The 23911-nt window shown below is 43.0% G+C and carries 21 protein-coding genes; 9 read left to right on the top strand and 12 right to left on the bottom strand.

What is annotated here, in order from left to right:
- Positions 1–43: 43 nt before the first annotated feature.
- Positions 44–1621: an NAD(P)H-quinone oxidoreductase subunit 4 gene (locus V7L01_RS08795; protein ID WP_335033794.1), complete on the bottom strand. Its 1578-nt coding sequence runs from the start codon at positions 1619–1621 to the stop codon at positions 44–46.
- 463 nt (positions 1622–2084) lie between these two features.
- On the opposite strand from V7L01_RS08795, the gene V7L01_RS08800 reads away from it, so the two are divergent.
- Positions 2085–2348: a hypothetical protein gene (locus tag V7L01_RS08800; protein ID WP_335033796.1), complete on the top strand. Its 264-nt coding sequence runs from the start codon at positions 2085–2087 to the stop codon at positions 2346–2348.
- Positions 2349–2396: 48 nt separating this feature from the next.
- Positions 2397–2603 carry a hypothetical protein gene (locus V7L01_RS08805; protein ID WP_335033797.1) on the top strand — a complete coding sequence of 69 codons (207 nt, stop codon included), beginning with the start codon at positions 2397–2399 and terminating at the stop codon, positions 2601–2603.
- 47 nt (positions 2604–2650) lie between these two features.
- Here the strand turns inward: V7L01_RS08805 and V7L01_RS08810 are convergent, their stop codons facing one another.
- Both V7L01_RS08810 and V7L01_RS08815 read right to left on the bottom strand, forming a co-directional pair.
- Positions 2651–2878, bottom strand: coding sequence for a type II toxin-antitoxin system MqsA family antitoxin (locus tag V7L01_RS08810; protein ID WP_335033799.1), 228 nt, complete (start codon positions 2876–2878; stop codon positions 2651–2653).
- Entirely contained in the window at positions 2875–3162 is a 288-nt protein-coding gene (locus V7L01_RS08815; protein ID WP_335033801.1) for a DUF4258 domain-containing protein, read from the bottom strand. Before V7L01_RS08815 ends, V7L01_RS08810 begins: the two co-directional genes overlap by 4 nt.
- Positions 3163–3604: 442 nt before the next feature.
- On the opposite strand from V7L01_RS08815, the gene V7L01_RS08820 reads away from it, so the two are divergent.
- On the top strand, positions 3605–4471 hold the full coding sequence (locus tag V7L01_RS08820; RefSeq protein ID WP_335033803.1) for a hypothetical protein: 867 nt from the start codon (positions 3605–3607) through the stop codon (positions 4469–4471).
- A 113-nt stretch (positions 4472–4584) separates the two neighbouring features.
- Here the strand turns inward: V7L01_RS08820 and V7L01_RS08825 are convergent, their stop codons facing one another.
- The 4 genes from V7L01_RS08825 to V7L01_RS08840 all read right to left on the bottom strand — a co-directional run bounded on the left by V7L01_RS08825 (position 4585) and on the right by V7L01_RS08840 (position 8416).
- Entirely contained in the window at positions 4585–6687 is a 2103-nt protein-coding gene (locus V7L01_RS08825) for an NAD(P)H-quinone oxidoreductase subunit 5 (protein WP_335033805.1), read from the bottom strand.
- A 199-nt stretch (positions 6688–6886) separates the two neighbouring features.
- Positions 6887–7273, bottom strand: coding sequence for a thioredoxin family protein (locus V7L01_RS08830; RefSeq protein WP_335033807.1), 387 nt, complete (start codon positions 7271–7273; stop codon positions 6887–6889).
- 121 nt (positions 7274–7394) lie between these two features.
- Positions 7395–7526, bottom strand: a complete 132-nt coding sequence (locus V7L01_RS08835; protein ID WP_335033809.1) for a hypothetical protein — start codon at positions 7524–7526, stop codon at positions 7395–7397.
- Positions 7527–7693: 167 nt separating this feature from the next.
- Positions 7694–8416 (bottom strand): NnrU family protein, encoded by a 723-nt coding sequence (locus tag V7L01_RS08840; protein WP_335033811.1) that lies wholly within the window; start codon positions 8414–8416, stop codon positions 7694–7696.
- Positions 8417–8628: 212 nt separating this feature from the next.
- Between V7L01_RS08840 and V7L01_RS08845 the strand changes: the two genes are divergently transcribed.
- From V7L01_RS08845 to V7L01_RS08860, 4 genes are all read left to right on the top strand, one after another.
- Positions 8629–9642 (top strand): LysR family transcriptional regulator, encoded by a 1014-nt coding sequence (locus tag V7L01_RS08845; protein WP_335033813.1) that lies wholly within the window; start codon positions 8629–8631, stop codon positions 9640–9642.
- A gap of 469 nt (positions 9643–10111) precedes the next feature.
- Positions 10112–11539, top strand: a complete 1428-nt coding sequence (locus tag V7L01_RS08850) for a serine/threonine-protein kinase (protein WP_335033815.1) — start codon at positions 10112–10114, stop codon at positions 11537–11539.
- A 190-nt stretch (positions 11540–11729) separates the two neighbouring features.
- A complete protein-coding gene (locus V7L01_RS08855) occupies positions 11730–13130 on the top strand; it encodes an ABC transporter substrate-binding protein (RefSeq protein WP_335033817.1) in 1401 nt (466 codons plus the stop codon).
- 305 nt (positions 13131–13435) lie between these two features.
- Positions 13436–14482, top strand: a complete 1047-nt coding sequence (locus tag V7L01_RS08860; protein ID WP_335033819.1) for a PstS family phosphate ABC transporter substrate-binding protein — start codon at positions 13436–13438, stop codon at positions 14480–14482.
- 78 nt (positions 14483–14560) lie between these two features.
- Here the strand turns inward: V7L01_RS08860 and V7L01_RS08865 are convergent, their stop codons facing one another.
- Positions 14561–15280 carry a Crp/Fnr family transcriptional regulator gene (locus V7L01_RS08865; protein ID WP_012412419.1) on the bottom strand — a complete coding sequence of 240 codons (720 nt, stop codon included), beginning with the start codon at positions 15278–15280 and terminating at the stop codon, positions 14561–14563.
- A gap of 524 nt (positions 15281–15804) precedes the next feature.
- Here V7L01_RS08865 and V7L01_RS08870 point away from each other — a divergent pair.
- Complete coding sequence (locus V7L01_RS08870) at positions 15805–16500, top strand: DALR anticodon-binding domain-containing protein (protein ID WP_335033821.1); 696 nt, start codon at positions 15805–15807, stop codon at positions 16498–16500.
- A gap of 179 nt (positions 16501–16679) precedes the next feature.
- Here the strand turns inward: V7L01_RS08870 and V7L01_RS08875 are convergent, their stop codons facing one another.
- Both V7L01_RS08875 and V7L01_RS08880 read right to left on the bottom strand, forming a co-directional pair.
- A complete protein-coding gene (locus tag V7L01_RS08875; protein ID WP_335033823.1) occupies positions 16680–17549 on the bottom strand; it encodes a Cof-type HAD-IIB family hydrolase in 870 nt (289 codons plus the stop codon).
- 255 nt (positions 17550–17804) lie between these two features.
- On the bottom strand, positions 17805–18512 hold the full coding sequence (locus V7L01_RS08880) for a PEP-CTERM sorting domain-containing protein (protein WP_335033825.1): 708 nt from the start codon (positions 18510–18512) through the stop codon (positions 17805–17807).
- A 565-nt stretch (positions 18513–19077) separates the two neighbouring features.
- Here V7L01_RS08880 and polA point away from each other — a divergent pair.
- Positions 19078–22020: a DNA polymerase I gene (gene polA, locus V7L01_RS08885; RefSeq protein ID WP_335033826.1), complete on the top strand. Its 2943-nt coding sequence runs from the start codon at positions 19078–19080 to the stop codon at positions 22018–22020.
- Positions 22021–22163: 143 nt separating this feature from the next.
- Here the strand turns inward: polA and psb27 are convergent, their stop codons facing one another.
- Positions 22164–22568, bottom strand: coding sequence for a photosystem II protein Psb27 (gene psb27 / locus V7L01_RS08890; protein ID WP_335033827.1), 405 nt, complete (start codon positions 22566–22568; stop codon positions 22164–22166).
- A gap of 170 nt (positions 22569–22738) precedes the next feature.
- Positions 22739–23884, bottom strand: coding sequence for a 7,8-didemethyl-8-hydroxy-5-deazariboflavin synthase subunit CofH (gene cofH / locus V7L01_RS08895; protein ID WP_442936956.1), 1146 nt, complete (start codon positions 23882–23884; stop codon positions 22739–22741).
- Between the last annotated feature and the right edge of the window lie 27 nt (positions 23885–23911).

Here is a 23911-nt window from a genome sequence, read left to right on the forward strand (position 1 = left end):
CCCTCAAAGCAATAAATATTTAAACTAAAGTAGCGATCGCAACTTAATTACCAATCTCCGGCGCACTCAAAGAAACCTTTAGTGCATCGTCTTTTTGCTGTGCTAATGTCGGCACGGAATCACGCAATCTTGCCGTCAATTGTACAGTTGTAGCGTCGTACATCTGAGTCAGCAATTTTGGATAGAAACCAATACCAATAATTGGAATTAACAAACAGGCAATGATAAATACTTCACGGGGTTCGGCATCTATCAAGGCTTGGTGAGAAACTAATTCCTCGTTCTCTTTACCGTAGAAAATTTCTCGCAACATCGACAGCAGATAAATCGGAGTTAAAATTACTCCCACTGCCATCAAGAACACCACAATTACTTTGAAGGTAGAGCTATAAGCATCGCTAGTAGCAAAGCCCACAAATACCATCAATTCTGCCACGAAACCGCTCATCCCTGGCAATGCCAAAGAAGCCATCGAACAGGTGGTGAACATGGCGAAAATCTTCGGCATTCTCTTAGCGACACCACCCATTTCATCCAACATTAGGGTGTGGGTGCGATCGTAAGTTGCGCCAACCAGGAAGAACAAACTCGCCCCAATTAACCCGTGGGAAACCATTTGTAACACTGCCCCACTCAATCCCAAATCGGTGAAGGAGGCAATACCAATCATCACAAAGCCCATGTGAGAAATTGAGGAGTAGGCAATTTTTCGCTTCAGGTTGCGCTGGGCAAAGGATGTTAAGGCTGCGTAGATGATATTAACTACCCCCAAAACCACCAAAACTGGTGCAAAATAAGCGTGGGCATCGGGGAGCATTTGGGCATTCATCCGAATTAAGGCGTAACCGCCCATTTTCAAAAGAATACCTGCCAATAACATATGTACGGGCGCTGTAGCTTCACCGTGGGCATCAGGTAGCCAGGTATGCAAAGGAATAATCGGCAACTTGACGGCGTAGGCAATCAGGAAGCCAGCATAGGCAGCAAGTTGGAAATTGAGGGCGAAGTCTTTTAAAGCGAGCGATCGCATGTCAAACGTCACCGTATCGCCGTAAAATCCCATTGTCAGGGCAGACAGCAAAATAAACAGCGAACCGCCTGCTGTGTATAAAATAAATTTGGTCGCTGCATACTGCCGTCTTTTGCCTCCCCAAATCGACAGCAGAAAGTATATCGGTACTAGTTCCAGTTCCCACACCAGGAAAAACAACAGCATATCCTGGACAGCGAACACGGCAATTTGACCGCCATACATCGCCAAAATCAAGAAGTAAAATAGCTTCGGCTTGAACGTAACAGGCCAAGCTGCTAATATCGCCAGCGTGGTAATGAATCCAGTCAAAATAATTAGGGGCATGGATAAGCCATCTGCCCCTACTGACCAATTCAAATCTAGTTGGGGTACCCAAGGGTAACTCTCCACCAACTGCAAATCTGGATTGGAGAAATCATACCCAGTATAAAAAGCATAAACAATTAGTGCAAAATCTATCAGCCCTACGACGAGGGAGTACCAGCGCACTGTTTTGCCTTCTTTATCCGGGATGATGGGAATCAGTAGTGAAGCGGCTATCGGCAACAGAATAATCGTCGTCAGCCACGGAAAATTAGCTGTATTCATCACAATTCGTCTGCTATCAAAATCATGTTTGGCAAAAAGTCACTAGTTATTAAGTAACAGCTTTTTAGGGATTTCGTCTTCCTCGTTAGGTTGATTTAATTAAATTGTTAATCCTCTATTTTTTCTTTTGAGAGTCTTTTTTGACAGTTGCGGGTGCAGGATGTGCGTTGTGATACTCCCAGTCAAGTCAAAAATTTACCCTAAAAAAGTTGGTAAAATTATAGATTAGGGGTGCGATGTCTACGACAAGCCGCTTTGCGTCTACGCGTAGCCCAACCTATCGCTAAAAATACACGATGCTGTTTGGTGGTTGTTGAAAAAAGCGATTTTGTGCAAAAAAAGCATACCAGGAGAACTAAGCATAATTAGGACTTACGCAAGAACTCTTTGAAACTCTTATTTCTCCGTGCCCTCTGCGTCCTCTGCGGTTCCATTTTCCGTTACCTGTGCGTAAGTCCTGATAATGATAATCGCACAAATTGAAAGTCAAATTCGCTATGTGACCAACATAAATGGAGAAACAACAGATGTACTCGTCCCTGTAGAACTTTGGCAACAGCTTATAAGTTCCATAAATTCTGATAACGTCAGTGGTTTAGCTTGGATTGATGAACAAGAGCCAAAAGCACAAATATTAGCCGATTTGCAAGCGTCAGTGCGACAAGCAGCAGCAGGACAAACTTTCCCAGTTTCAGAGCTTTGGGACTACAGTGAGCGATTTGATTGAGTTTTTTTAGTAAAATAGACAGGGAAAGTTGATAAGGGAAATTAGATTATGTCATCTCCAGCGATCGCTACTGTAATTAAGATGATGGAATCTTTATCTGAAGATGTACAAGAAAAAGTTGCAGAACATCTCAGAGAGTACGTGGAAGATTTGCAAGATGAATTGAAATGGAATAAATCATTTAACAAAACTCAACAACAACTGATTGCATCTGCCCAATCTGCTAAAAGAGAGATTTCGCAAAGCTTACCTTAAGCGATCGCGTAGTCAAACCCATCGCTAAAGAAACGCCAATAAGAAAACTAAGCCGCATATCTAATAATCTCTAATTCTGCTCCATTATTAATAGCTGACTCTGCTTTTTCTAAAACCTGTTCTGTAACTGCATCACTTAAATAATATTCACCACAGTTATCACAAATTTCTGCTGGAACTTTTTTTAAGACAATAATACATTCATCTCTTTCTAATGTCACAGTTACTAAACCTGGTTTAGTTTCTCCATGCCTACAAATTACGCATCTCATCATCTTTGTTTCCTAGTTTTAAAACCATCTAACCAAATATTAGTATCAGGAATATAAGCTGTTACTACATATCCTGTATCTGTAGCTTCATCGTAGGAAAATACCACATGAATCGGCTTACCTTCTATAAAATCCAATATTAGATAACTGGGGTAGGGTGTATCATCAGGATTTTCTTCTATCACTTCTCCATAAGAAATCGCAGTTTTTACTTCTTTCTGACTGATGCGACGATAAAACATTTGTTGGATAGCATGACGGGAGAAAACTAGATTTTGACAATACATGAATTATTTTTTTAATTATATTTGGTGAGAAATTTATTATTTTGCTAAATATTGGGTTTCTATTAATTTGTATGGTGGGTTAGCTACAGAGTAACCCACGATGAGTATTGATAATTAATTGTGGGGTACGGCGGAAAAAGATTTTTATATTTTACCTCTTGATCGCGATCGCCAAATTCAAATTGACATTGAACCCATTATTGATCAGTTACAGGCTAGAAATTTTATTGGTGATCAAATCTCTGGGATAGACTTGACCGTTTTTAAAGTTCGAGCAAAAAATAGTGATATCCCGACAGGCAAAAGTGGTGGATATCGCGCGATCTATCAAGTTGTCTCACCTAAATGTATCTTATCTTCTACTCCGAGAGTACCTGGAAGATTTGCAAGATGAAGCTCTAATAAGTTATACAAGTACTGTTGTTTAAGATGTAACATTTAAATGTCACTTCAATTTCCTGATTCATGGCGCTTTAAATCTTCACCAGATTCAGTTATTCCTAATACAGCGATTGATGAATTTGAGAAACTTATTGGCATAATAGTAGCTAAAGGAAATCGCTGGGAGTTACTAGAGTATTTTAAAGAGTATTTTGCCCATACAGTAGGCTCTACGAGTGTCTGGAGTACTTCAGAGAGTTGGGCAAGCACAGATTTACGGTCATATTTGGAAGACGCGGCTAAAAACTCACCCCTGTTTCTGGAGGCGTTCTACGAGGCGTGTGAGAATCTTCGGGATAAATATGCAATCCCTGACATTGAACGTATCAACGGTATTTGTCTTGAACACAAGATTGCTTATCAAATCCATCCACCAAAACTTGTGAAGCTATCCGAAGGTGAAGAAGCTATCCCTGTGTCTGAATCGTCACCAACCCTTACTGAGTCTGCAAGACAACTCATTAGTGAGTCTCTAACGCGTTCTGAACAACTACTGATTGAAAATCGGCCTAGAGAAGCAGTTCAAGAACTGTTTTGGATTCTCGAATCAATTACAACTGCTTTTAGAGGTGAGCAATTAGTATCTGGGACAATAAAAGGGAAATACTTTAATGTAATCGTGAATGAACTCCGCAATGCAAATGAAGGGACAGCAATCAACTATATATTGAAATGTTTAGAAAATCTACATGGTTATCATTCGTCACCAACTGGTGGTGGTAGTCGGCATGGACTTGATCTAAAAGAGGGCAAACCAATGACGCTTTCTGAAGGTCGCTTATTCTGTAATCTTATTCGTTCTTACATTTCTTTCTTACTTACCGAGTATGAAAGACTCATAAATAATGATGTGTCGGACAATTTCTAACAATGTGTTGCAGCGAATTGCACCGACAACCGATTATTCAACTAACAGACATCAGAAAAACTTTGTATTCAAGAAATAATGTAGGGGCGGACGATCGCCCACCCCGATTAAAATCAGGTAACACCAAAGACAATCACTAAGCCCAAAACCGCCCCAAACACAATCAAGGCATAGAATTGAGCGCGACCGTTTTCTAGGTACTTCAGACCTTCACCGCTAACAAGGGTGAAAAAGCCTGTGAGGTTAACAGCACCATCTACAACGCGGAAGTCAACTTCCATAACTTGTCTAGCTACGCGACGCAAGCCGAGGACAAAAACCCGATGGTAAATGTCATCGAAATACCACTTGTTGAGGGATAACTCGTAAAGTGGTTGGATTTTAGCAGCGATCGCAGCCGGGTCAATTTTACGGCGCAAATACATCAGCGAAGCCAGGGTAATCGCAATCAAAGAAATTCCGACTGAGGCACCCGCCATGATGTAGAATTCCGTCGGATTGAACTCGGAAGCCTTTTCTATAACTTCGGAGAGAGTTTCGCTAGGAGGAAAGATAAACTCTTCAAAATAATTGGCGTAGGGAGTTCCCACCAAACCAATCAAAATCGAAGGCACAGCCAACAGTGCCAACGGCAGCGTCATTGTCCACGGCGATTCGTGGGGGGAGTCGCTGTGATGTCCGTGGGAGTCATGGGAATCATGATGCTGACTAGTTGCCGCCAATTCTCCTTTCTTCATCGCCCCAGGCCCATAATTCGGGACTGGTTCTTCTGACTCTAATTCCAGGACAATTGTCGCCGCAGCTTTCTTGAGCTTTTCCTTGATTTTCTCGTCAGTCCCCCGGAATTTGCCTTCAAATGTCATGAAATACATTCTAAACATATAGAAAGCTGTAATCCCGGCAGTTAGCCACCCGATAAACCAGAGAAATGGGTTAGCCTCAAAAGCCTTCCCTAAAATTTCATCTTTTGACCAGAAACCAGCAAAGGGTGGAATACCAGAAATTGCCAAGCAACCAATTAAGAAAGTAGTTGCTGTGACAGGCATATACTTTCGCAGTCCACCCATCAAGCGCATATCTTGCGCTAAGGCGGGGTCGTGTCCAACGACACCTTCCATACCGTGAATTACAGAACCTGAACCCAAGAACAGCATCGCCTTGAAATAGGCGTGGGTCATCAGGTGGAATAGTCCAGCACTGTAGGAACCTATTCCCATTGCCATCACCATGTAACCAAGTTGGGAAATGGTGGAGTAAGCCAAGCCTTTTTTGATGTCGTTTTGGGTAATCGCAATGCTAGCCCCCAAAAACGCCGTAAACGCCCCAGTAAAGGCAATGACATTCATTGCGGCTGGAACGTCTTCAAATACTGGGTACATCCGGGCAATCAGGAAAACACCCGCCGCCACCATTGTTGCCGCGTGAATCAAGGCAGAAATGGGGGTGGGGCCTTCCATCGCATCTGGTAGCCAGACGTGGAGGGGAAATTGGGCTGATTTCGCTACTGGGCCTAAGAAAACTAAAATCGCAAACAGGACAGCGAGAAAATTGCTGATAGAACCTGATTCGACGAGTTCGGCGAGGCGATCGCCCATGATATTAAAATCAAAGCTTCCTGTTGCCCAGAACAGCCCCAAAATGCCGAGTAATAGACCAAAGTCGCCCACGCGGTTGGTTACAAACGCTTTTTGAGCGGCATCTGCTGCTGACTTGCGATCGTACCAAAAGCCGACCAGCAAGTAGGAACACATCCCGACCAGTTCCCAGAATATATAAATCTGTACTAGGTTGGGGCTGACCACCAGACCTAACATTGAAGAGCCAAACAAACTGAGATAGGCGTAAAACCTCACGTAACCGGGATCGTGAGCCATGTAGCCATCAGTGTAAACCATGACTAAGCAGGCTACCGTTGTGACAATCACCAGCATTAGGGCTGTCAGGTGGTCAATAGTGTAGCCCATGCTCAGGTGAAAATTACCTGCTGCCGCCCACTCAAAGGTGCGAATATAAGCCGGATGTCCTTGAATTTGACTCCAGAGCAAGGCAAACGACAGCCCCATAGCTGCTGCCATCATGGAGATAATCACCACAGCGTTAAGCTGGCGGAGGCGGTTTGTCACCTGATTCAACGAGATTAACCCTAGACCGACCAGCATTGCCCCAAAAAGAGGGAACACCGGAATCAGCCAGGCATACTGATAGATTGCTTCCATCACTGACGCCTACTTTTAGAATTCTTGATTAGCGTGTCGAAACTGTTAATAATTGTGACACACGCCCTTTAGGATAAAATAACCCACCCAAGGCTGATTGGGTGGGGTGTTAAGCATGGTTTTAGATTTGCCGAAAATACTTCTGAGTGCTGAGTGCCCAGTCGTGAGTTTAATTATTACTCACGGCTGGGCACTCTCTTCAGGCTGACCGACACTCTAAGTCCACTGTTTTTGAACTTTTGTAGATTTTCGGGTAATTGCTGTAGCTGGCTTTAATCTCTTCTAAAGCTAGACGTAAATCTTCTCTGCCGCGAAAGCCTTCCAGGCGATGCCGAACGGTTCCATTTTCAATCAAAAGTAAAGTTGGCAGTGACTTTAGCCTATAAGTAGTTGACAATTTAAAATTTTGATCGGCGTTAACCCCAACTAATTTAATTTCTTCCCCACATTGGGCTTGAAATTGCAACAACAGTGGGTGGATAACCCGACACAACCCACACCAAGGTGCTTCAAAATTAACTAAAACAGGAATAGGTGATTCTAAAACTTCTTGAGTAAATGTCCGCTCACTAACCGACAACACCATGACGCCTCTTGGATTATAAGGTTTTTATATCAAACTCTCTATCAGCAGTGAAGTGAAGGATTGGCAAGTCAGTAACTGCCGATAGATGCTTTCAGGAACCAAATCTCAGGACACAGAATAATTAGGCAAAATATTGAGTGCGTTGATGTGTCTCTGACAAAAAAGCCACCGTGAAAGAAAGTCGCGCTGGCTTTTTTTGATGGTTAGACTCCTCATTGCCGTAGTCGCCTGGGGATTTGACTAAATCTGCCACTTCCTCCCAAGGAAAGACAACGGGGCTTCAACTACCAATATAAAATCTCAAGCTGACTGAACGCACCCCCACTGATAGATGTTTGAATTTATCCTACATTGATTTGGAGCAATTGATAAGCTGAAATCGTCAACTATTTTGGATTTTATGCTGACAGCGGGGATCGCCTAGATTTCCCATCTTATCTTACTAGTTGCTTCCAGCAATAGAGGGTGCGACCACCAAAGCAAAGCTATAAAAATGGCAACTCCCAAATAGGCGGGGCGGAGAAATTCCTGCCATTTGAGAGATTGACGCCCGTCAATAATTGCTTTAAAGGGAATAATTGAAGTCCGCTGTTTGGCAATTTCAAAAGCTTCCCCATAGCGATCGCTCAGGCGGCGATCCCCGTGCCAAACCCCAAACAAGTGATGCAACACCAATCCAATGGAAGTCACAAGGGTAAAAGTAGTACCTAGCCAGAGAGTATGAGCAACACACCAAATTATTTGTCCCACCATCTGGGGATGACGGGTAATCCGAATAATTCCTGTTTCGTAGAGATGAACTTGGGGCTTTTGAATAGCAGCAATTTCTAGTAGATTGAAGGTAGCAGGATATAAAAACAAGAACGAGATTGCTGACAGCACCCAAACAAATTCTTGCACTCCTGGCACTCCTTGTACCTGCCAAAGTTGCAAACCATCATAGCGGTGCCCAAAAAAGTAAATAATTAGTATCACAGCCAACGGTAGGCTGACTAATGCAAAGAGAATGCGATAAAGCCTTGGGCCAATATATTTTTCTGCCCAAGGGCGCAAAGCAGCGCCTCCACTATGAGCGATCGCAAAAGCTATTTGTAACCCCAGTATGACAAAATGACTAGGTGTCAACCAAGAAATCAGCAGCATATACACGGGTGAAGTAATTTAAAGAAAATTGAAATCAGTACAACCAATACCACAAAGTATTCCAAAGGAGACTTTAGTCAAGATGTTGTGCTACTGTCTTTTTCGAGTCAAGTCTTCAAGTTTAATATGCAACAAATCATGTTTGGCTGATTGTTGCCAAAACTGATTTGTTGTGTGCATCCGCTCCTTTCAAAGTTTGTGGTTTGAGCCTTATGTCTGACCTTCCTTTCACTTTAGATCAGTTACGTATCCTCAAAGCGATCGCACAAGAAGGAAGCTTCAAGCGTGCCGCTGATAGTCTTTACGTTTCTCAACCTGCCGTCAGCTTGCAAGTGCAAAATCTCGAACGGCAGCTAGATGTCCCCTTATTCGATCGGGGAGGACGACGCGCCCAATTAACCGAAGCAGGGCATCTACTATTAAGCTACGGTGAAAAAATCCTCAGTCTGTGTCAGGAAACCTGCCGCGCGATCGAGGATTTACAAAATCTCCAAGGCGGTACTTTGATTGTCGGTGCTTCCCAAACCACCGGCACTTATCTTTTGCCCAGAATGATCGGTATGTTCCGACAAAAATATCCAGATGTGGCGGTGCAATTACACGTCCACTCTACCCGACGAACTGCTTGGAGTGTCGCTAACGGACAAGTCGATCTGGCGATTATTGGTGGTGAAATTCCCGGTGAACTATCAGAATCTTTAGAAATTCTTCCTTACGCCGAAGACGAACTAGCGCTGATTTTACCTGTTTTTCATCCCTTTGCCAAACTTGAAAAAATCCAAAAAGAAGACCTGTATAAATTACAATTCATTGCCCTAGATTCCCAATCGACTATCCGCAAAGTAATTGACCAAGTGTTAGCACGCTGTGAAATTGATACAAGGCGTTTGAGAGTTGAAATGGAACTAAATTCCATTGAAGCAATTAAAAATGCCGTGCAATCTGGTTTGGGAGCTGCCTTTGTCTCAACTAGCGCGATCGCTAAAGAGTTACAAATGGGTGTTCTACACCGTGCCAACATTGAAGGCGTCGTCGTCAAACGGACACTGTGGCTGATTTTTAATCCTAATCGCTATAGATCCAAGGCCGCAGAAGCTTTTAGTCAAGACATTTTGCCCCAGTTTGCGAACCCAGGATGGAATCAAGATGTGTTAACATTGGCACAAAAAAGCATGGTGGTAACTACATTAGAAGCAGTGACGCCTGCCTCCTCCGGCGATGGCTAAAATCTAGTCATTAGTCTTTGAAGTTCTGTACCCTTACTCTTAGAGATACTTTCAGCGAACGGGAAAGGGAGCTAGACGCGCAAGGGATGCGGACTCGAAAAGGCTCCGCTATTGCCGGAAGTCGGCGATCATACTTCTTTTTTTGTCATTTGTTGTTTTGTAAACGATCGATGACCAAATAATTCGTAATACCCTACTGCAAGGCTGCGCCTACGTAATTCGTAATTATTACCTCATAGCTGTTCGCACAGTGTGCCGTAGGCAAGCTAGGGGTTTGACATCAGGAAAAAAGGTTCCTGTTCTTCTTAAATAAATTTAGTTTCTATCTAACCTGAATGAATTACGTTAGCGACGCGCAAAGCGAGTCCGCGTACTACTACGGTGAAGCAAGCTACGCAAAGCGGCTCGTAAGAGAGCGTCATTACGAATTATCAATTAGGAATTATTTGACTAATGACTAATCGCGAAAATGGAAGTTTACTGTACTCGTCCACGTTGCCTACGCCCACAAAACTATTTTGCCGATTTAGATGATATTACGACGCTGAAAACAACGCAGCAAAAGTACTGTACTACCTGCGGTATGCCACTGATGCTAGATGGTCGATATGTACCCATGAAGCTGCTGGGAAGGGGAGGATTTGGAGCAGCCTTTTTGGCACGCGATCGCCGAATACCAGGAATGCGTCAATGCGTGGTTAAGCAGTTTCAACCGGCGGGGAATTTAACCTTAACTCAACTCCAACAAGCGCAGTTGATGTTTGAGAGAGAGGCAGAAGCTTTAGCACAGCTTGGTAACGATTGCGAGCAAATTCCTGATTTGTTTGCCTTCTTTCCAGTCATAGTTAATAGCTTGCAATCAGGACAGCAAGACCAATTTTTTTACTTGGTACAAGAATACATTAATGGGCAAAACTTAGAAGAAGAATTAGTTCAAAATGGCAAATTCTCTGAACAGCAAGTGTTAGAGGTGCTGCAAGAAATTCTGAAGGTGCTAAAGTTTGTCCATGATAAAGGCATTATCCACAGAGACATCAAACCCTCTAACATCATGCGCCGTCGTGATGGTAAACTTTTCCTACTAGATTTTGGCGCAGTTAAGCAAGTAACAAATGTTGCACTCGGTTCTGCTGCCTCTTCCACAGGAATTTATTCTATGGGGTTTGCACCACCTGAGCAGATGACTGGGGGTCAAGTATTCCCATCTACAGACTTATACGCGTTGGCTGTAACTCTTATTACCTTGTTGACAAATCAGGAAGCAGTTCAACTATTTGATGCCTATAGCAACCAATGGAAATGGCGAATGCACGTAGTGCAGGCTTCGCCAACGCAAGTCAGTGTCACCTCTCACCTTGCTGACATTTTAGACAAGATGTTGCTCCCTGCTGCTAATCAGCGCTTCCAGTCAGCCCAAGAGGTTCTAGATGCACTTAACTCACAGGCGGCTCAAGCCTCTACACAACTTAATTCGCCCTCTGTAACACTTCCGCCCCAACCATCCAAAGGTTCTAGTCCCGTCGTCCCCCGCCCTCCATCAACTCAACCAGCGTTTTCTACAGTGGAATTATTGGGTGGGGCGGCATTTAGTGGATTTGAGGGTGCATTGATAGCGATCGCCCTCTTCAGTCTAGTAAAATCACCAATACTTACTTTCACTGTTGCATGTGTGATTTTAGGGTTACTAATATTTGCCCAAACCAGACGGTGGATTGAAAAGTTCGATTTATTAATTATTCCGGCAATTACTTTTGCTATTATTTTTTTTCTCCCTTTTTTACAAGGGGGTATTGGTATTGAGGCAGTAGTTGTTTTAGCAGTTGCAGCAGGCTTAGTAGCCATTTCACTAACAGCCGTATTCCGACTTATTTATAAATTATTATCTTTGTTACTTTAAAAAACTCCTGCTGCTAACAGCCATCTATGTCTCAGAAAAACGAAACACTTAGCCTTTTCTTAGCCGCTGTTATCACCCAAGGTCAAGAACCGATCGAAAAAGCTGGATTTGTCAGAATTAAATAATCGAAGTGGTTAGATTTAGCAAAATAATCAAATAATAAACATTTTTATTTTATTCAAATTTGTTCATGTCACAAAAGAATGAAACCAAAATTTTAGCCTTGGCTCTGTTGTTGACAATTGGAATAGTTGGCGGTGGTGTGTGGTGGTTTACTAATGGCTCTGGGGTCAAAATTGGTAATACCATCATTCCCAATCAGGAAACAGGCAGCAATCCATCCCTACAAGACCGGATTAGTTTTGGGGAAAAAACTTTGACTCCAGGTGACATTTCTCCTGTAAAAAAAGAAGGAGTACAGACGATCGCTGCTAAAAGTTACGATCGAGCGATCGCCAATTTCACAGCCGCCCTAAAACTCAACCGTAACGATCCAGAAGCGCTGATCTTTCTTAACAATGCCCGCATTGGCTCTTCCAAGAGCTATACCATTGTCGCTTCTGTACCAATAGGCACTGACCCCAATGCTTCTTTAGAAATTTTACGTGGCATAGCCCAAGCCCAAAATCAAGTTAATAGCTCTGGGGGAGTCAAGGGAGTGCCGTTGAAGGTAGGGATAGCTAATGACGACGACAATCCAGAAATAGCCAAGCAAATCGCTTCCAACCTAGTCAGCAATTCAGAAGTATTAGGTGTAGTTGGGCCGACTACTAGCGATTCCACCTTAGCCGCAGGTACTATTTATACTTCTGGGCAACTTGTAGCCATATCTCCTACCAGCACATCTGTAAAAATTTCTAACTTTAGCCACTACGTTTTTCGCACGGTTCCTAGTGATTTTATGGCTGCTAGAAGTTTAGCCAACTATATGGTGAAAACCTTGCAGAAAAAAAATGCGGCGGTTTTCTTTAATTCTCAGAGTAACTATAGTCAGTCTTTAAAATCTGAGTTCATCTCATCTGTTTCCTTAGAAGGTGGACAAGTATCGAGCGAATTTGATTTGTCCCAGGCGGATTTTAGTGCGGCTAAAAGTGTAGAAAAAGCAACTAAGCAAGGCGCAGAAGTTTTGATGTTAGCTGCTAACACTGAAACTTTGGATAAAGCGCTGCAAGTAGTTCAGATTAATCAGAAAAAGTTAACTCTGCTGGCGGGAGATGATGTTTACACCGCTAAAACTTTAGAAATTGGCAGAGAACAAGCTGTGGGGATGGTATTGGCAGTTCCCTGGCATATTGATGGCGATCCTAAATCAGATTTTCCCCAGAAATCACGGCAGTTATGGGGCGCGGATGTGAGTTGGCGAAGCGCCCTCAGCTATGATGCCACTGTCGCTCTGATTGCGGCATTACAAAGCAATCCCACGCGATCGGGAGTCCAAAAAGCACTCTTTTCCTCTTACTTTTCTGCCACTGGCGCTTCTGGTACAATTCGGTTTTTAGCGTCAGGCGATCGCAATGCCCCAGTCCAACTTGTGAAAATCGTTCCTGGTTCTCGCTCCCGCACTGGTTATGACTTTGAACCAGTGCGTTAATCAGCAATAAAAAATTAAAAATTAACCAATACTTAACCTGGAAAAACTCTCAACATGGGAAATTGAGCTTTATGGGGAAAATTCTTAGTTTCAACTAGTAAACTTATCCTCACCAGCAATCAAGCCTTGAGAGAAGAGACGAACAATTCCGGGTAAATTTATTATACCTTGACTTTTAAAGTAGTCAGAAGTGAGAATTTGTCAGCATTCGTTAAGAAAATACCCGTCTTCCAAATACAATCTCAAGTAGCAAGCACTGATCAAGTTAAGCACTTATATTGAATGGACGTGCGGGTAATTATACTATGTCCCAAAAAAATGAAACAGCTATTCTTGTCTTATCCATCATAATCACGGTTGGACTAATAGCTGGTGGTTTTTGGTTCTTTACTAGAAAGTCTAATGTCAATCTAAATACAATTAATTCTGGTAGCACCAAAACTCCCCAAACCGCATCAGAACAACCTACTGGCAATACTTTCACTTCAGTACAGGATGTTCCTACAGGATTATTCAATTACGGAGGCAGTACATCTTGGGCACCGATTCGACTGGTAGTTGATTCAGCAATTCAAGCGGCGCGACCAGAACTTCGGCTGCGTTATGTAGAACCCAGCAGTGGATCTCCTGGTTCTGGTACTGGTATCGAGTCGCTGATAGACGGTCAATTAGCTTTTGCCCAGTCCTCCCGACCAGTTATAGATCGAGAATTAAGCCGTGCCCAACAGCGTGGGTTCAGTTTGAAACAAATTCCTGTGGCAATTGATGGTTTGGCAGTCGCAGTTAACCCTAACCTCAATATCTCAGGGCTGACGGTAGAGCAGTTAAAGTCAATTTACACAGGCAAAATCAATAATTGGAGCCAGGTGGGCGGCCCCAATATTCCGATTAAGCCCTATTCCCGCCGCCTTGCTGATGGCGGTACGGTGGAACTTTTTGTCCAAGACATATTGGGTGGTCAAGCTTTCAGCTCCAATGTGGAATTTATCTCCACAACCACCCAAGCCTTGCAAAAATTGGCTGGTAGTCCTGGTAGCATCTACTACGCTTCTGCCCCAGAGGTGATTCCTCAATGCTCAATCAAACCCTTGCCGTTGGGGCGAACGCAAGGGCAATATATTGCTCCTTACCAAGAACCATCTGTCCTCCCGTCCGAATGTCCTGGTAAACGAAACAAATTGAACATTGAGGCTTTCCAATCAGGAAAATACCCGATTACCCGCAATCTGTTTGTGGTGGTCAAACAGAATGGTCAGACTGAGCAGCAAGCAGGTGTCGCTTACGCCAACTTACTGCTAACTGAGCAGGGACAGGAACTGATTAACCAAGCTGGGTTTGTCAAAATTCGCTGACAAAAGCGATCGCCTCGGTTGGGGCGTAGTCCATCGGACTCAGACAGAGTGGCGGAAATCGCCGCTCTGAACTGTGCTTTAACCAGCTCTATTAATCGACTCTGCTGGCAAGCAAATTAGATTATCCCCTTGGGTGAGGATTAAGCCGCGTTGACGCAGCTTACCCATCAAGCGGGTGACGGTGACACGGGTCGAACCAATCGCGCTCCCAATTTGGGCATGGGTGAGGGGGAAGGGCAGGCAATAGCCGCGAATCACATCAGGATCGGTGTCGCTCATTGCTGGCTCTCCATATTCCTCAATTAACAATGTGAGAAATCCTAAGAGTCGGTCAATTGTGCGGCGTTGTCCTAAGGCACTCAGCCACAGCAGCTTACGCTGGTGCTGATACCTAAAGGCATCCATAACTTCACGACGGAAGTGAGGCCAGTTGTCTAAATCGTGCCAATACATCCACAGCACCGCAGTTTGGTCAACATGGGCGTAAGCCTGGAGTGTGAATGGTGACTGAGCAACAATTTCAAATGGCTGTCCCGCTCCCACAAAACCCAAAAACGCTTCTTCTGGGGTTCTGTTAATTCGTCGAGACGTTAGCTGACTGGCAGTCGCACTAACTTGGGCGGTTCCTACCATGCGGATCGCACCCCTTTGCACCAAATATAGCAATCCAGGCCGGGCTGGAATGCGCTCATCTTTGCTAAAGGTACGGCAGCGGTAGTGTTCTTGAGCCCAGTCAAGAATGCGTTGCCAAGTCAAAAAAGGCCGTGATGCCTCAGAAAAGGAGGATGGAGATTGCATAGGTAACAAAGAGCGTTCGGCTGAAGACAAAGACGTGATCAAAAGGTGCAAGGAGTGTCTTTGTGTTGGCGAGGCAGGCTTAACGCCTAACAGCGCCAGCCAATCCAAAGAATAGAAAGCAAATTACTCTCTACTCTTTTGTTATACTTCCTACTGTACAATGATGGTAGTAAAGTTTACTTACTATTCATCGATTATTCATCAAATTTTATCCTCCTCTCATTTTTCTTCATCTAAATTAAATTTATATCGTAAGACAGATGACAGAAAATCAACAAATATATTTTACACGCTTATTTCAATAAAATTACGTGCATCATAGATTACTAGTTAGCAAATATACGTCAATTAAGCAGCTATTATATAGTTATTTAATAAAAATACTAAGCATTGATACTTATAAAACAAAAAACATACACATAAAAGACGAAAAAAGTCATCTATATAAAGATAGAGATGCAAGTAGCATTTTATATATCTCAAGTGTGGCTTTACGACTGTCAAAATCTCAGAATCGAAAAACGATGGAGCTTGCCAGTGCGATCGCCTCAGATTTATCGAAGATTTGTGGCGACGTTTTTAGCATCCAGATTGTTCCCCCTGGGTGGATACATTTTGAATTGACTCACTCGACGTTAGCGACTTGGTTACAAAGTCTTGCAGTGAGGAGTCTAGAGGAAGATAGGGATCGGGGAGTAGAAGTGAAAGAGGTAATTTTGAATTCCCCCCCTTACCCTCAGCCCTCAGCCCTCAGCCCAATGCCCAATTCTTTGTTTCCTGTTCAGTACGCTCATGCACGTTGCTGTTCGCTAGTGCTACTGGCTTACCGAGAGGGATTGATAAAACTTAGAGAACCAGTTCCAAATACTAATCCAGCTTTTTGGGATGTTATCTCTCCTAACCCTTTACCTTGGCTCAATTGTGATGGCAGACTGCGGCTAAATCACCCAGATGAGCGTCGTCTAATTGCCGAGTTAGTGCAAGTGGTAGATAACATAGAGTGCCCTGATGTTAAGGGTTCTGTGAAATGGGAAAAAGTAGCACTGAGTTTGAGCCAAGCTTTTGAAAGCTTCTGGTCTAATTGCCGGATTTGGGGTGAGGTGAAAATTACCTCACCAGAGCTAGCCCAAGCTAGACTCGGATTGCTTATGGCTACTCAGTCAGTATTAAGATTTGTGCTAGAGGAAAACTTGGGTATTTTTGCGCCCTTGGAGTTATAAATCGGTAATGTCGCTTAGGCAAAATAAAAACTTTTATAATAGCTATTGACTCAATGCACCACCTCGGCTACATTAGCAGGTGTGTGAGGAGCGAACCAGCTAGGGCACCGAGACGAAACACGGCCAGTCGTCGGTGTCCTTTCTGATTTATATGGTTTAGGTTTGAAAAAGTGCCCTCATTACAGCAAAAACTTTTCAATTGCTACTGCTGCTCCGTCTTCCTCTACACTAGGAGCTACCCACTGAGCGATCGCTTGCACTCCTGTTGGTGCGTTGCCCATAGCTACGCCAAGTCCAACATACTCCAGCATTTCCACATCATTGAAGTTATCGCCAATAGCCATGACATTGGCTAACTGTAATCCCAGCAATTCTTCGGCTAGGTAACGTACAGCAGTTCCTTTATTTACAGAGGCGTTAGTTGCTTCCAAGAAGGTAGCAACAGATGTTGTGAGATAAAGTTCAGCAGGTGTGTATTGGCGGCGTAAATTTCCCAATAGCTTGTCGATCGCATCAGTGTCATCAGACAAAGCGAGAATTTTTGTCGGTTCATTTGTTAAGGTTTGACGCAAATCACCCACAGGAATCGCGGTAATATCGGAACGTTCTGCATAAATTTGGGTTTCTCTAGTTATCTCACGAACGTATAGCCGATCGTTGATATAAAAGTGGACAGATAGAAGCGATCGCAACTCAGGTTGTTCAAAATAGTCGAGTAACTGGTGGGCGATTTCCCTGGAAACAACCCAATGGCGATGAATTTTTTGGGAGATCGGGTCTTGTATCCAGGCTCCTTGATAAGCCATTAATGGTAGGGTAGAGCCGATGTCTTGGTGAAAGCGCAAGGCTGAACGATACATTCTGCCTGTAGCGATCGCCACTTGAATTCCTCGTGCTTGCGCTGCAACAATAGCTTGCTTTACAGGTTTGCTGATGGTGTTAGAGTGTCCAGCGATCGTGCCATCTATATCCAAAACTAATAGTTTTATATCTTTTGCAGCAGCCTGATTATCATTAGATGCCAAATGTGTAGCAGATGCTTTCTGCATAATTTCCTAGATTTTAAGTTCCAGTAAGAGGTTAACAGGCTCTAGCGACCAGTGGGGAGTAGTGGAAAAAATTGAGTTCTCTAGTCAACCTAATTTCCATGCCGTGAGGATGCTGAGTCACACAATTAAGTTGTTAAAAAATCTGGCTAATAGTCGCAACAAAAAAACCCGATTCTCAAAGAAATCGGGGATTTTAATTTAGATAGGCTAACCGATAGATGGGATGGAAAAAACTTACCTGTTCAAAAAAGTCTATTAATTGGACACCTTAATCCAGCTTTTTTTGCGTTGTGACAACAGACAAAGCCCAGCAATTAAACCAACTCCAAGTGTGGTAGAGGGTTCAGGTACTCTTCTCTTCACATTCTCGTAGTTATAAGTAACTTTGATACTTGCTTTGGCATATGTTTCAACCTCGGATTTTATGTTACCCGATGCTGCAACTACTGATTCGGCTAAAGCTGAGAACAAAAAGTCTATGTTGCCATTACCAATGAAAGACTGCAAGAATTGGGGATTACTGAAAGACTGCGTAGCAGATTGTGTGGCAGTTAAGTTAGAAATAGTTTTTCCAGAGCCACCACTATAATCAGTGATGCCATCATACTTAGTAGCTTGGTAACTGTAACTATATTCTGGATTTAAATCCAATAGAGACTGATTATTTAGTTTTAAGCTAAAGTCACTAGTAATATCTAGTGTTATCTTACTTTGGCTTTTACTTCTGTTTTCAAAACCTGCATTTCCAAGTAGGTCACCAGTAAATTCTATTGTTACACCTTGGAGTGTGCCTAGAGATGAGTTAAATTGCTGGACGCTCAGAGGTGCATCAATGATGTCTGTGAAATCGTAATTACTGGAACTAGTATAAGAGAGAGAAGCTGCATTAGCTGCTCCAGATGTTGCAACAATTCCTGCCAAAGTTGTGGCAGCAGCTAGAGTGTTGAATAGTTTTGTTGTCATGAATAGAAGATGCTTTTCTGAAACGAATTATTACAGGATTGCTAACTTATTTTTAACTCTGAAATTTTGCTTGTAGGCTTGATAAATACACGTAAATTTCTGTAAAGTTTTCATGTTCAAATTCCTTCAACAAATATACTTTTTTGTAGGTATGTATAAAGTTTTGTTAAGGCAAAGAGGCTTTGATAGCGGTAGTCATGTGCTGAAATATTAAGCTAGTTTTTGTTAGTTCCTGAGAATTGAATTCTAGTAAGCTAGGTCAACTTAATTAAACATAAAACGCTCAGGAGATAGATCCCCGGCTTCTGTTAAGAAGTTGGGGATCTGGTTATATCATTATTATGTTCATTTCTACCCACATGACTTAATTGGGCAGAGATCCCTGCTAAAAGTTGGTTCTACTTGGCTTCTGTACTAAGGCTGCAAATACGTATAAGTTATGCTATATAAAGTTATACATTTAATAAGCTGGTACGCAAAAAGTGCTCTCTTGTTGCCAAAACCAAGCTGAACGAGCATCTGAAATTGCTAACTATGTGACAAAGCTTCTGGCTAAAATAGGGCTATGTCTGAAATTACTTCTGCAACTGCAACACGCCCCACGTTCATCCTCGTAGATGGGCACTCTCTGGCTTATCGTTCATACTTTGCTTTCGCCAAAGGGCGAGATGGAGGACTGCGTACTAAAGCAGGCATTCCTACCAGTATCTGTTTTGGTTTTGTGAAGTGCCTGGTGGAAGTAATGGCAACGCAGCAGCCACAAGCAATGGCGATCGCTTTTGATTTGGGTGAGGCCACTTTTCGTCACGAAGCTGACGAGACTTATAAAGCCGATCGCAAAGAAACGCCAGAAGACTTCATTCCCGACTTAGCAAACCTGCATGAGTTGCTAAATGGCTTCAATCTCCCAATTTTCACTGCCCCTGGTTACGAGGCAGATGATGTTTTGGGAACCTTAGCACAACGAGTAACTGCTGCTGGGTATAGGGTGAAGATTCTGACTGGCGATCGCGATTTATTTCAGTTGATCGACTCTGACAAACAAATCACTGTTCTGAATTTTAGTCCAGATGCCCTAAAACGCTCTACAAATAGCATCACGGAATTTGAAGCAGAACAAGTCAAAGAAAAAATGGGGGTTTTACCTTCACAAATTGTTGATTTCAAAGCTCTTTGTGGCGACAAATCAGATAATATTCCTGGTGTCAAGGGAATTGGGGAAAAGACAGCAGTGCAGCTGCTAAATACCTATGGTTCGCTCGATGGTGTTTATGCTGCGTTAGATGAAATTAAAGGCGCAACTCAGAAAAAACTGGCAACGGGTAAAGAAGATGCCGATAAGTCTCGCTATTTGGCAACTATAGTTTTAGATGTTCCTATAGAATTTGATTTAGAAGATTGCAAATTAAAAGGATTTGATACAAACGTCTTATCACCAATTTTAGAAAAGTTAGAATTCAAGTCTTTTTTAGGCAAGATAAACGACCTTCAACAACGTTTTGGTGGCAAAGTTGAAGAAAAGCAAGAAACCAAAACAGATGCAAGGAATTCCAAGTTTTCTAACTCAGAATTCAGCGCTGATGAAGATAATGATTTGTGGTTTTTCAGTGCTAGCGATACAGCCGCAGTTCCACAACAATCTACTTCCCCAATTACACCACGCATCATCAACACCGAAGCCAAATTAACTGAGTTAGTAAAACTTTTGCAAACATTCACTAACCCAGAGACTCCCGTTGCTTGGGACACTGAAACTACTGATTTAGAACCAAGAGATGCTGAGTTAGTAGGAATTGGTTGCTGTTGGGGAAAGGAACCAGATGAAGTAGCCTATATTCCTGTGGGGCACAAAACTGGGGAAAATTTGCATAAAGATTTGGCTCTAGAAACATTACGCCCAATTCTTGAAAGTGCTGATTATCCTAAAGCTTTACAGAATGCCAAATTTGACCGCTTAGTTTTAAAGTGTCAAGGAATTAATTTGGCGGGAGTAGTGTTCGATCCCATGCTGGCAAGTTACATTCTAAATCCAGATTCTAGCCATAATTTGATGGATTTGGCGCAGCGATATTTGGGATTGATCGCAAAAAGTTACTTAGATTTAGTTCCTAAAGGTAAAACCATCGCTGATATAGATATTCCCGCCGTCGCAGATTACTGCGGTATGGATGCTTATTCTACCTTTGGTTTAGTGGCGAAATTGCGTGAGGAACTGGAGCAATTTCCAGCTTTGTCTAAGCTATTAGTGGAAGTCGAACAGCCACTAGAAGCGGTTTTAGCCCAGATGGAATATACAGGCGTTCGGATTAATTCAGCTTATTTACAAGAACTTTCGCAGCATTTAGAAACTGAGTTAGCCAGGTTAAAAGAGGAAGCAACTGAAATAGCTGGAGAAAATTTTAATTTGGGTTCTCCGAAGCAATTGAGCCAAATTTTGTTTGAAAAGTTGGGGTTAAGCACCAGACATTCTCGTAAAATTCAAACGGGCTTCTCTACAGATGCAGCAACGCTGGAAAGACTTCAAGAAGATGATAACACTGGATTTGTTGAGGCGATAATTGAGTATCGCACTTTATCTAAATTAAAGTCTACTTATGTTGATGCATTGCCTGCATTGGTGCGTCCAGATACGCAGCGAGTGCATACTGATTTTAACCAAGCAGCAACATCAACTGGTAGGTTATCTTCTTCTAATCCGAATTTGCAAAATATCCCCATTCGCACAGCTTTTAGTCGCCAAATTCGGAAGGCGTTTTTGCCAGAAGCTGGTTGGCTAATGGTGGCTGCTGATTACTCACAAATTGAATTGCGGATTTTGGCTCATTTGAGTCAAGAGCCGATATTAGTGCAAGCATATCAGCAAAATGAAGATGTTCACACTGTTACGGCGCGGTTAGTGTTTGAAAAAGAAAATATCACCTCAGAAGAACGAGGGATGGCAAAAACTATCAATTTTGGTGTGATTTATGGAATGGGTTCTCTAAGGTTTTCGCGCTCAACTGGGATAGATAAGACGATTGCCAACGAGTTCATTAAGCGGTTTAATGAACGATATCCGAAAGTATTCGCATATTTAGAGCGAGTGAAAAAAGAAGCGATCGCTCTTGGTTATGTAGAAACTATTTTCGGTCGCCGTCGTTATTTTGACTTTACTAATAACAGTTTACGCAAATTAAAAGGCAGTAACCCAGAAGATATCGATCTGAGTAAATTGAAAAATTTGGGCCCTTTTGATGCGGGTTTACTACGCTCTGCTGCCAATGCACCAATTCAAGGTTCCAACGCTGATATTATCAAAATTGCAATGGTAAGACTGCATGAGGTTTTGAAAAACTATCAGGCGCGTTTGTTGTTGCAAGTTCACGATGAATTAGTATTTGAAATCCCCCCTGATGAATGGGAAGAATTACAACCGCAAATTAAGTCGGTGATGGAAAATGCAGTCGAGTTAAGTGTGCCGTTGCTGGTGGATGCGCGTGTCGGTGAAAATTGGATGGAGACAAAGTAAGTTGAACTGTGACAAGGCTTTTAGTTAGAAAAGTGTCAATCAGTTTATTTGAAAATTGAAAAATCTGATTTATATCAAATTGGCAAAATAATCAAGAGCCAAAAGTATCGACTCTTGATGATGGAGTAGGCAATAGTTAAGAATTAACCGCCACGCTTCAGCGCCGTCTCTACCTGCTGTAACTCCTTCTCTAAACGATTTTTGAGTTTTTCGGGTACAGGACGATTTGGGTAAGAACTGTAGTGTCCAGCTAGGGAGTTGAGGGCTGTTCGCATGGTTGTAAAGGAGCCAAGACCAGAAACAGAGTTAACTCGCTGATAGCGAGCTGAAAAGTCATTAATTTTTTGACGCGCTTCTGCTTGAACTGCTGCTTTGTCTGATGAATCTTGTGATAGATCCAGAGCTTGTCTCATAACATTGACCACAGCTAAGGTGTCTTGGCGATAATCCCCAGTTAAGCTATCTGGACTGCCAGAACAGCCCATTAAGCCGATAGATACAACCAAAACCAGCGCAAGCAAACGCGACCAATAGCGCTTCATATGCATTCAGTAAAAGGATACGTAAATTAACGTCCATCGTATCTTGGATTGGTAACTTGGGGAATGGGGAGTGAGGGATGAGGGGGATAAGGGGGATGAGGGAGCAGGGGGAGTAGGAGAAGAATAACTATTAATTATTGACCAATTCCCAATGACAAATGACAAATGACAAATGACTAATGACTAATGACTTTTTGATAAAGAGTATCGCGTTGTTGGTAAGGTCTTCCTAAAGAAGCGATCGCAGTTTCCAAGGTTTCCACTTCCATACACGTACCGCCCAAAGCACCTGCCATTGTGGTTATATGCTCCTCCATCAATGTGCCGCCGATATCGTTACACCCCCAAACTAAGGCTTCCGTTGCACCCGCAAGCCCCAGTTTTACCCAACTCTGCTGATGGTTGGGAATCCAATTACCCAAGTAAATCCGCGCCACAGCGCCTAACAGGAGTGCATCGGTTAAAACTGGTTGATCGCGTCCGACGCGGCGACGTAAGGATTTGGGCGCTTCTTGCCCAACAAAGGGTAATAAAATAAACTCTGTGATCCTTGCTGGATATCCCCGATCGATGGCGGTTTTTTGGAGCGATCGCAATTTTTCAAAATGCCCGATTTGCTGCTCGTGGGTTTCAATATGCCCAGATAACATCGTGCTAGTGGTATGTAAGCCTAATTTGTGAGCCGTGCTGACAATTTCTAGCCAAGTGGCTGTGTCAATCTTCTCTGGACACAGTATCCGCCTTACTTCATCGTCTAACACTTCAGCTGCTGTTCCCGGCATGGAGCCAACACCAGCATCGCGCAAAGCAGCAATTACATCGGCATACTCAAGTCCGTCAAGCCTGGCGATAAATTGCACTTCTTGGGGGGAAAAAGCATGGAGATGGATGTGGGGAAATTCCTGTTTAATGGTTTCTACAACCTTAAGATAATAGGGCAAAGATTTACCATTGATCTGCGCTTGTGGATTTAATCCTCCCTGCATACAGATTTCTGTCGCACCCCGTCGCACCGCATCTGTCGCCTTTTCCAAAATTTGTGCCGAATCTAACCAGTATGCATCGGCATCACCATCATCTCGACGGAAAGCACAAAAACTACAGTGCTGCTCACAAATATTAGTAAAGTTGATATTACGATTAATTACATAAGTAACTGTATCGCCTGCTTGAGTGTGTCGGAGTGTGTCGGATGTAGCACGTATTGCGGCGATCGCCTCTGGCTCAGTTTGTTCTAACAACACCACTCCATCTTCGTGAGATAAGTCGTATCCCATCAAGGCACGGTCAAGAATTTTTTCAACAGTAATTTTTGTCAGCATTACTTTCTTAATTTCTCAGTAAATCTT

The sequence above is a fragment of the Nostoc sp. genome (assembly GCF_036917095.1).
Classification (GTDB): domain Bacteria; phylum Cyanobacteriota; class Cyanobacteriia; order Cyanobacteriales; family Nostocaceae; genus Nostoc.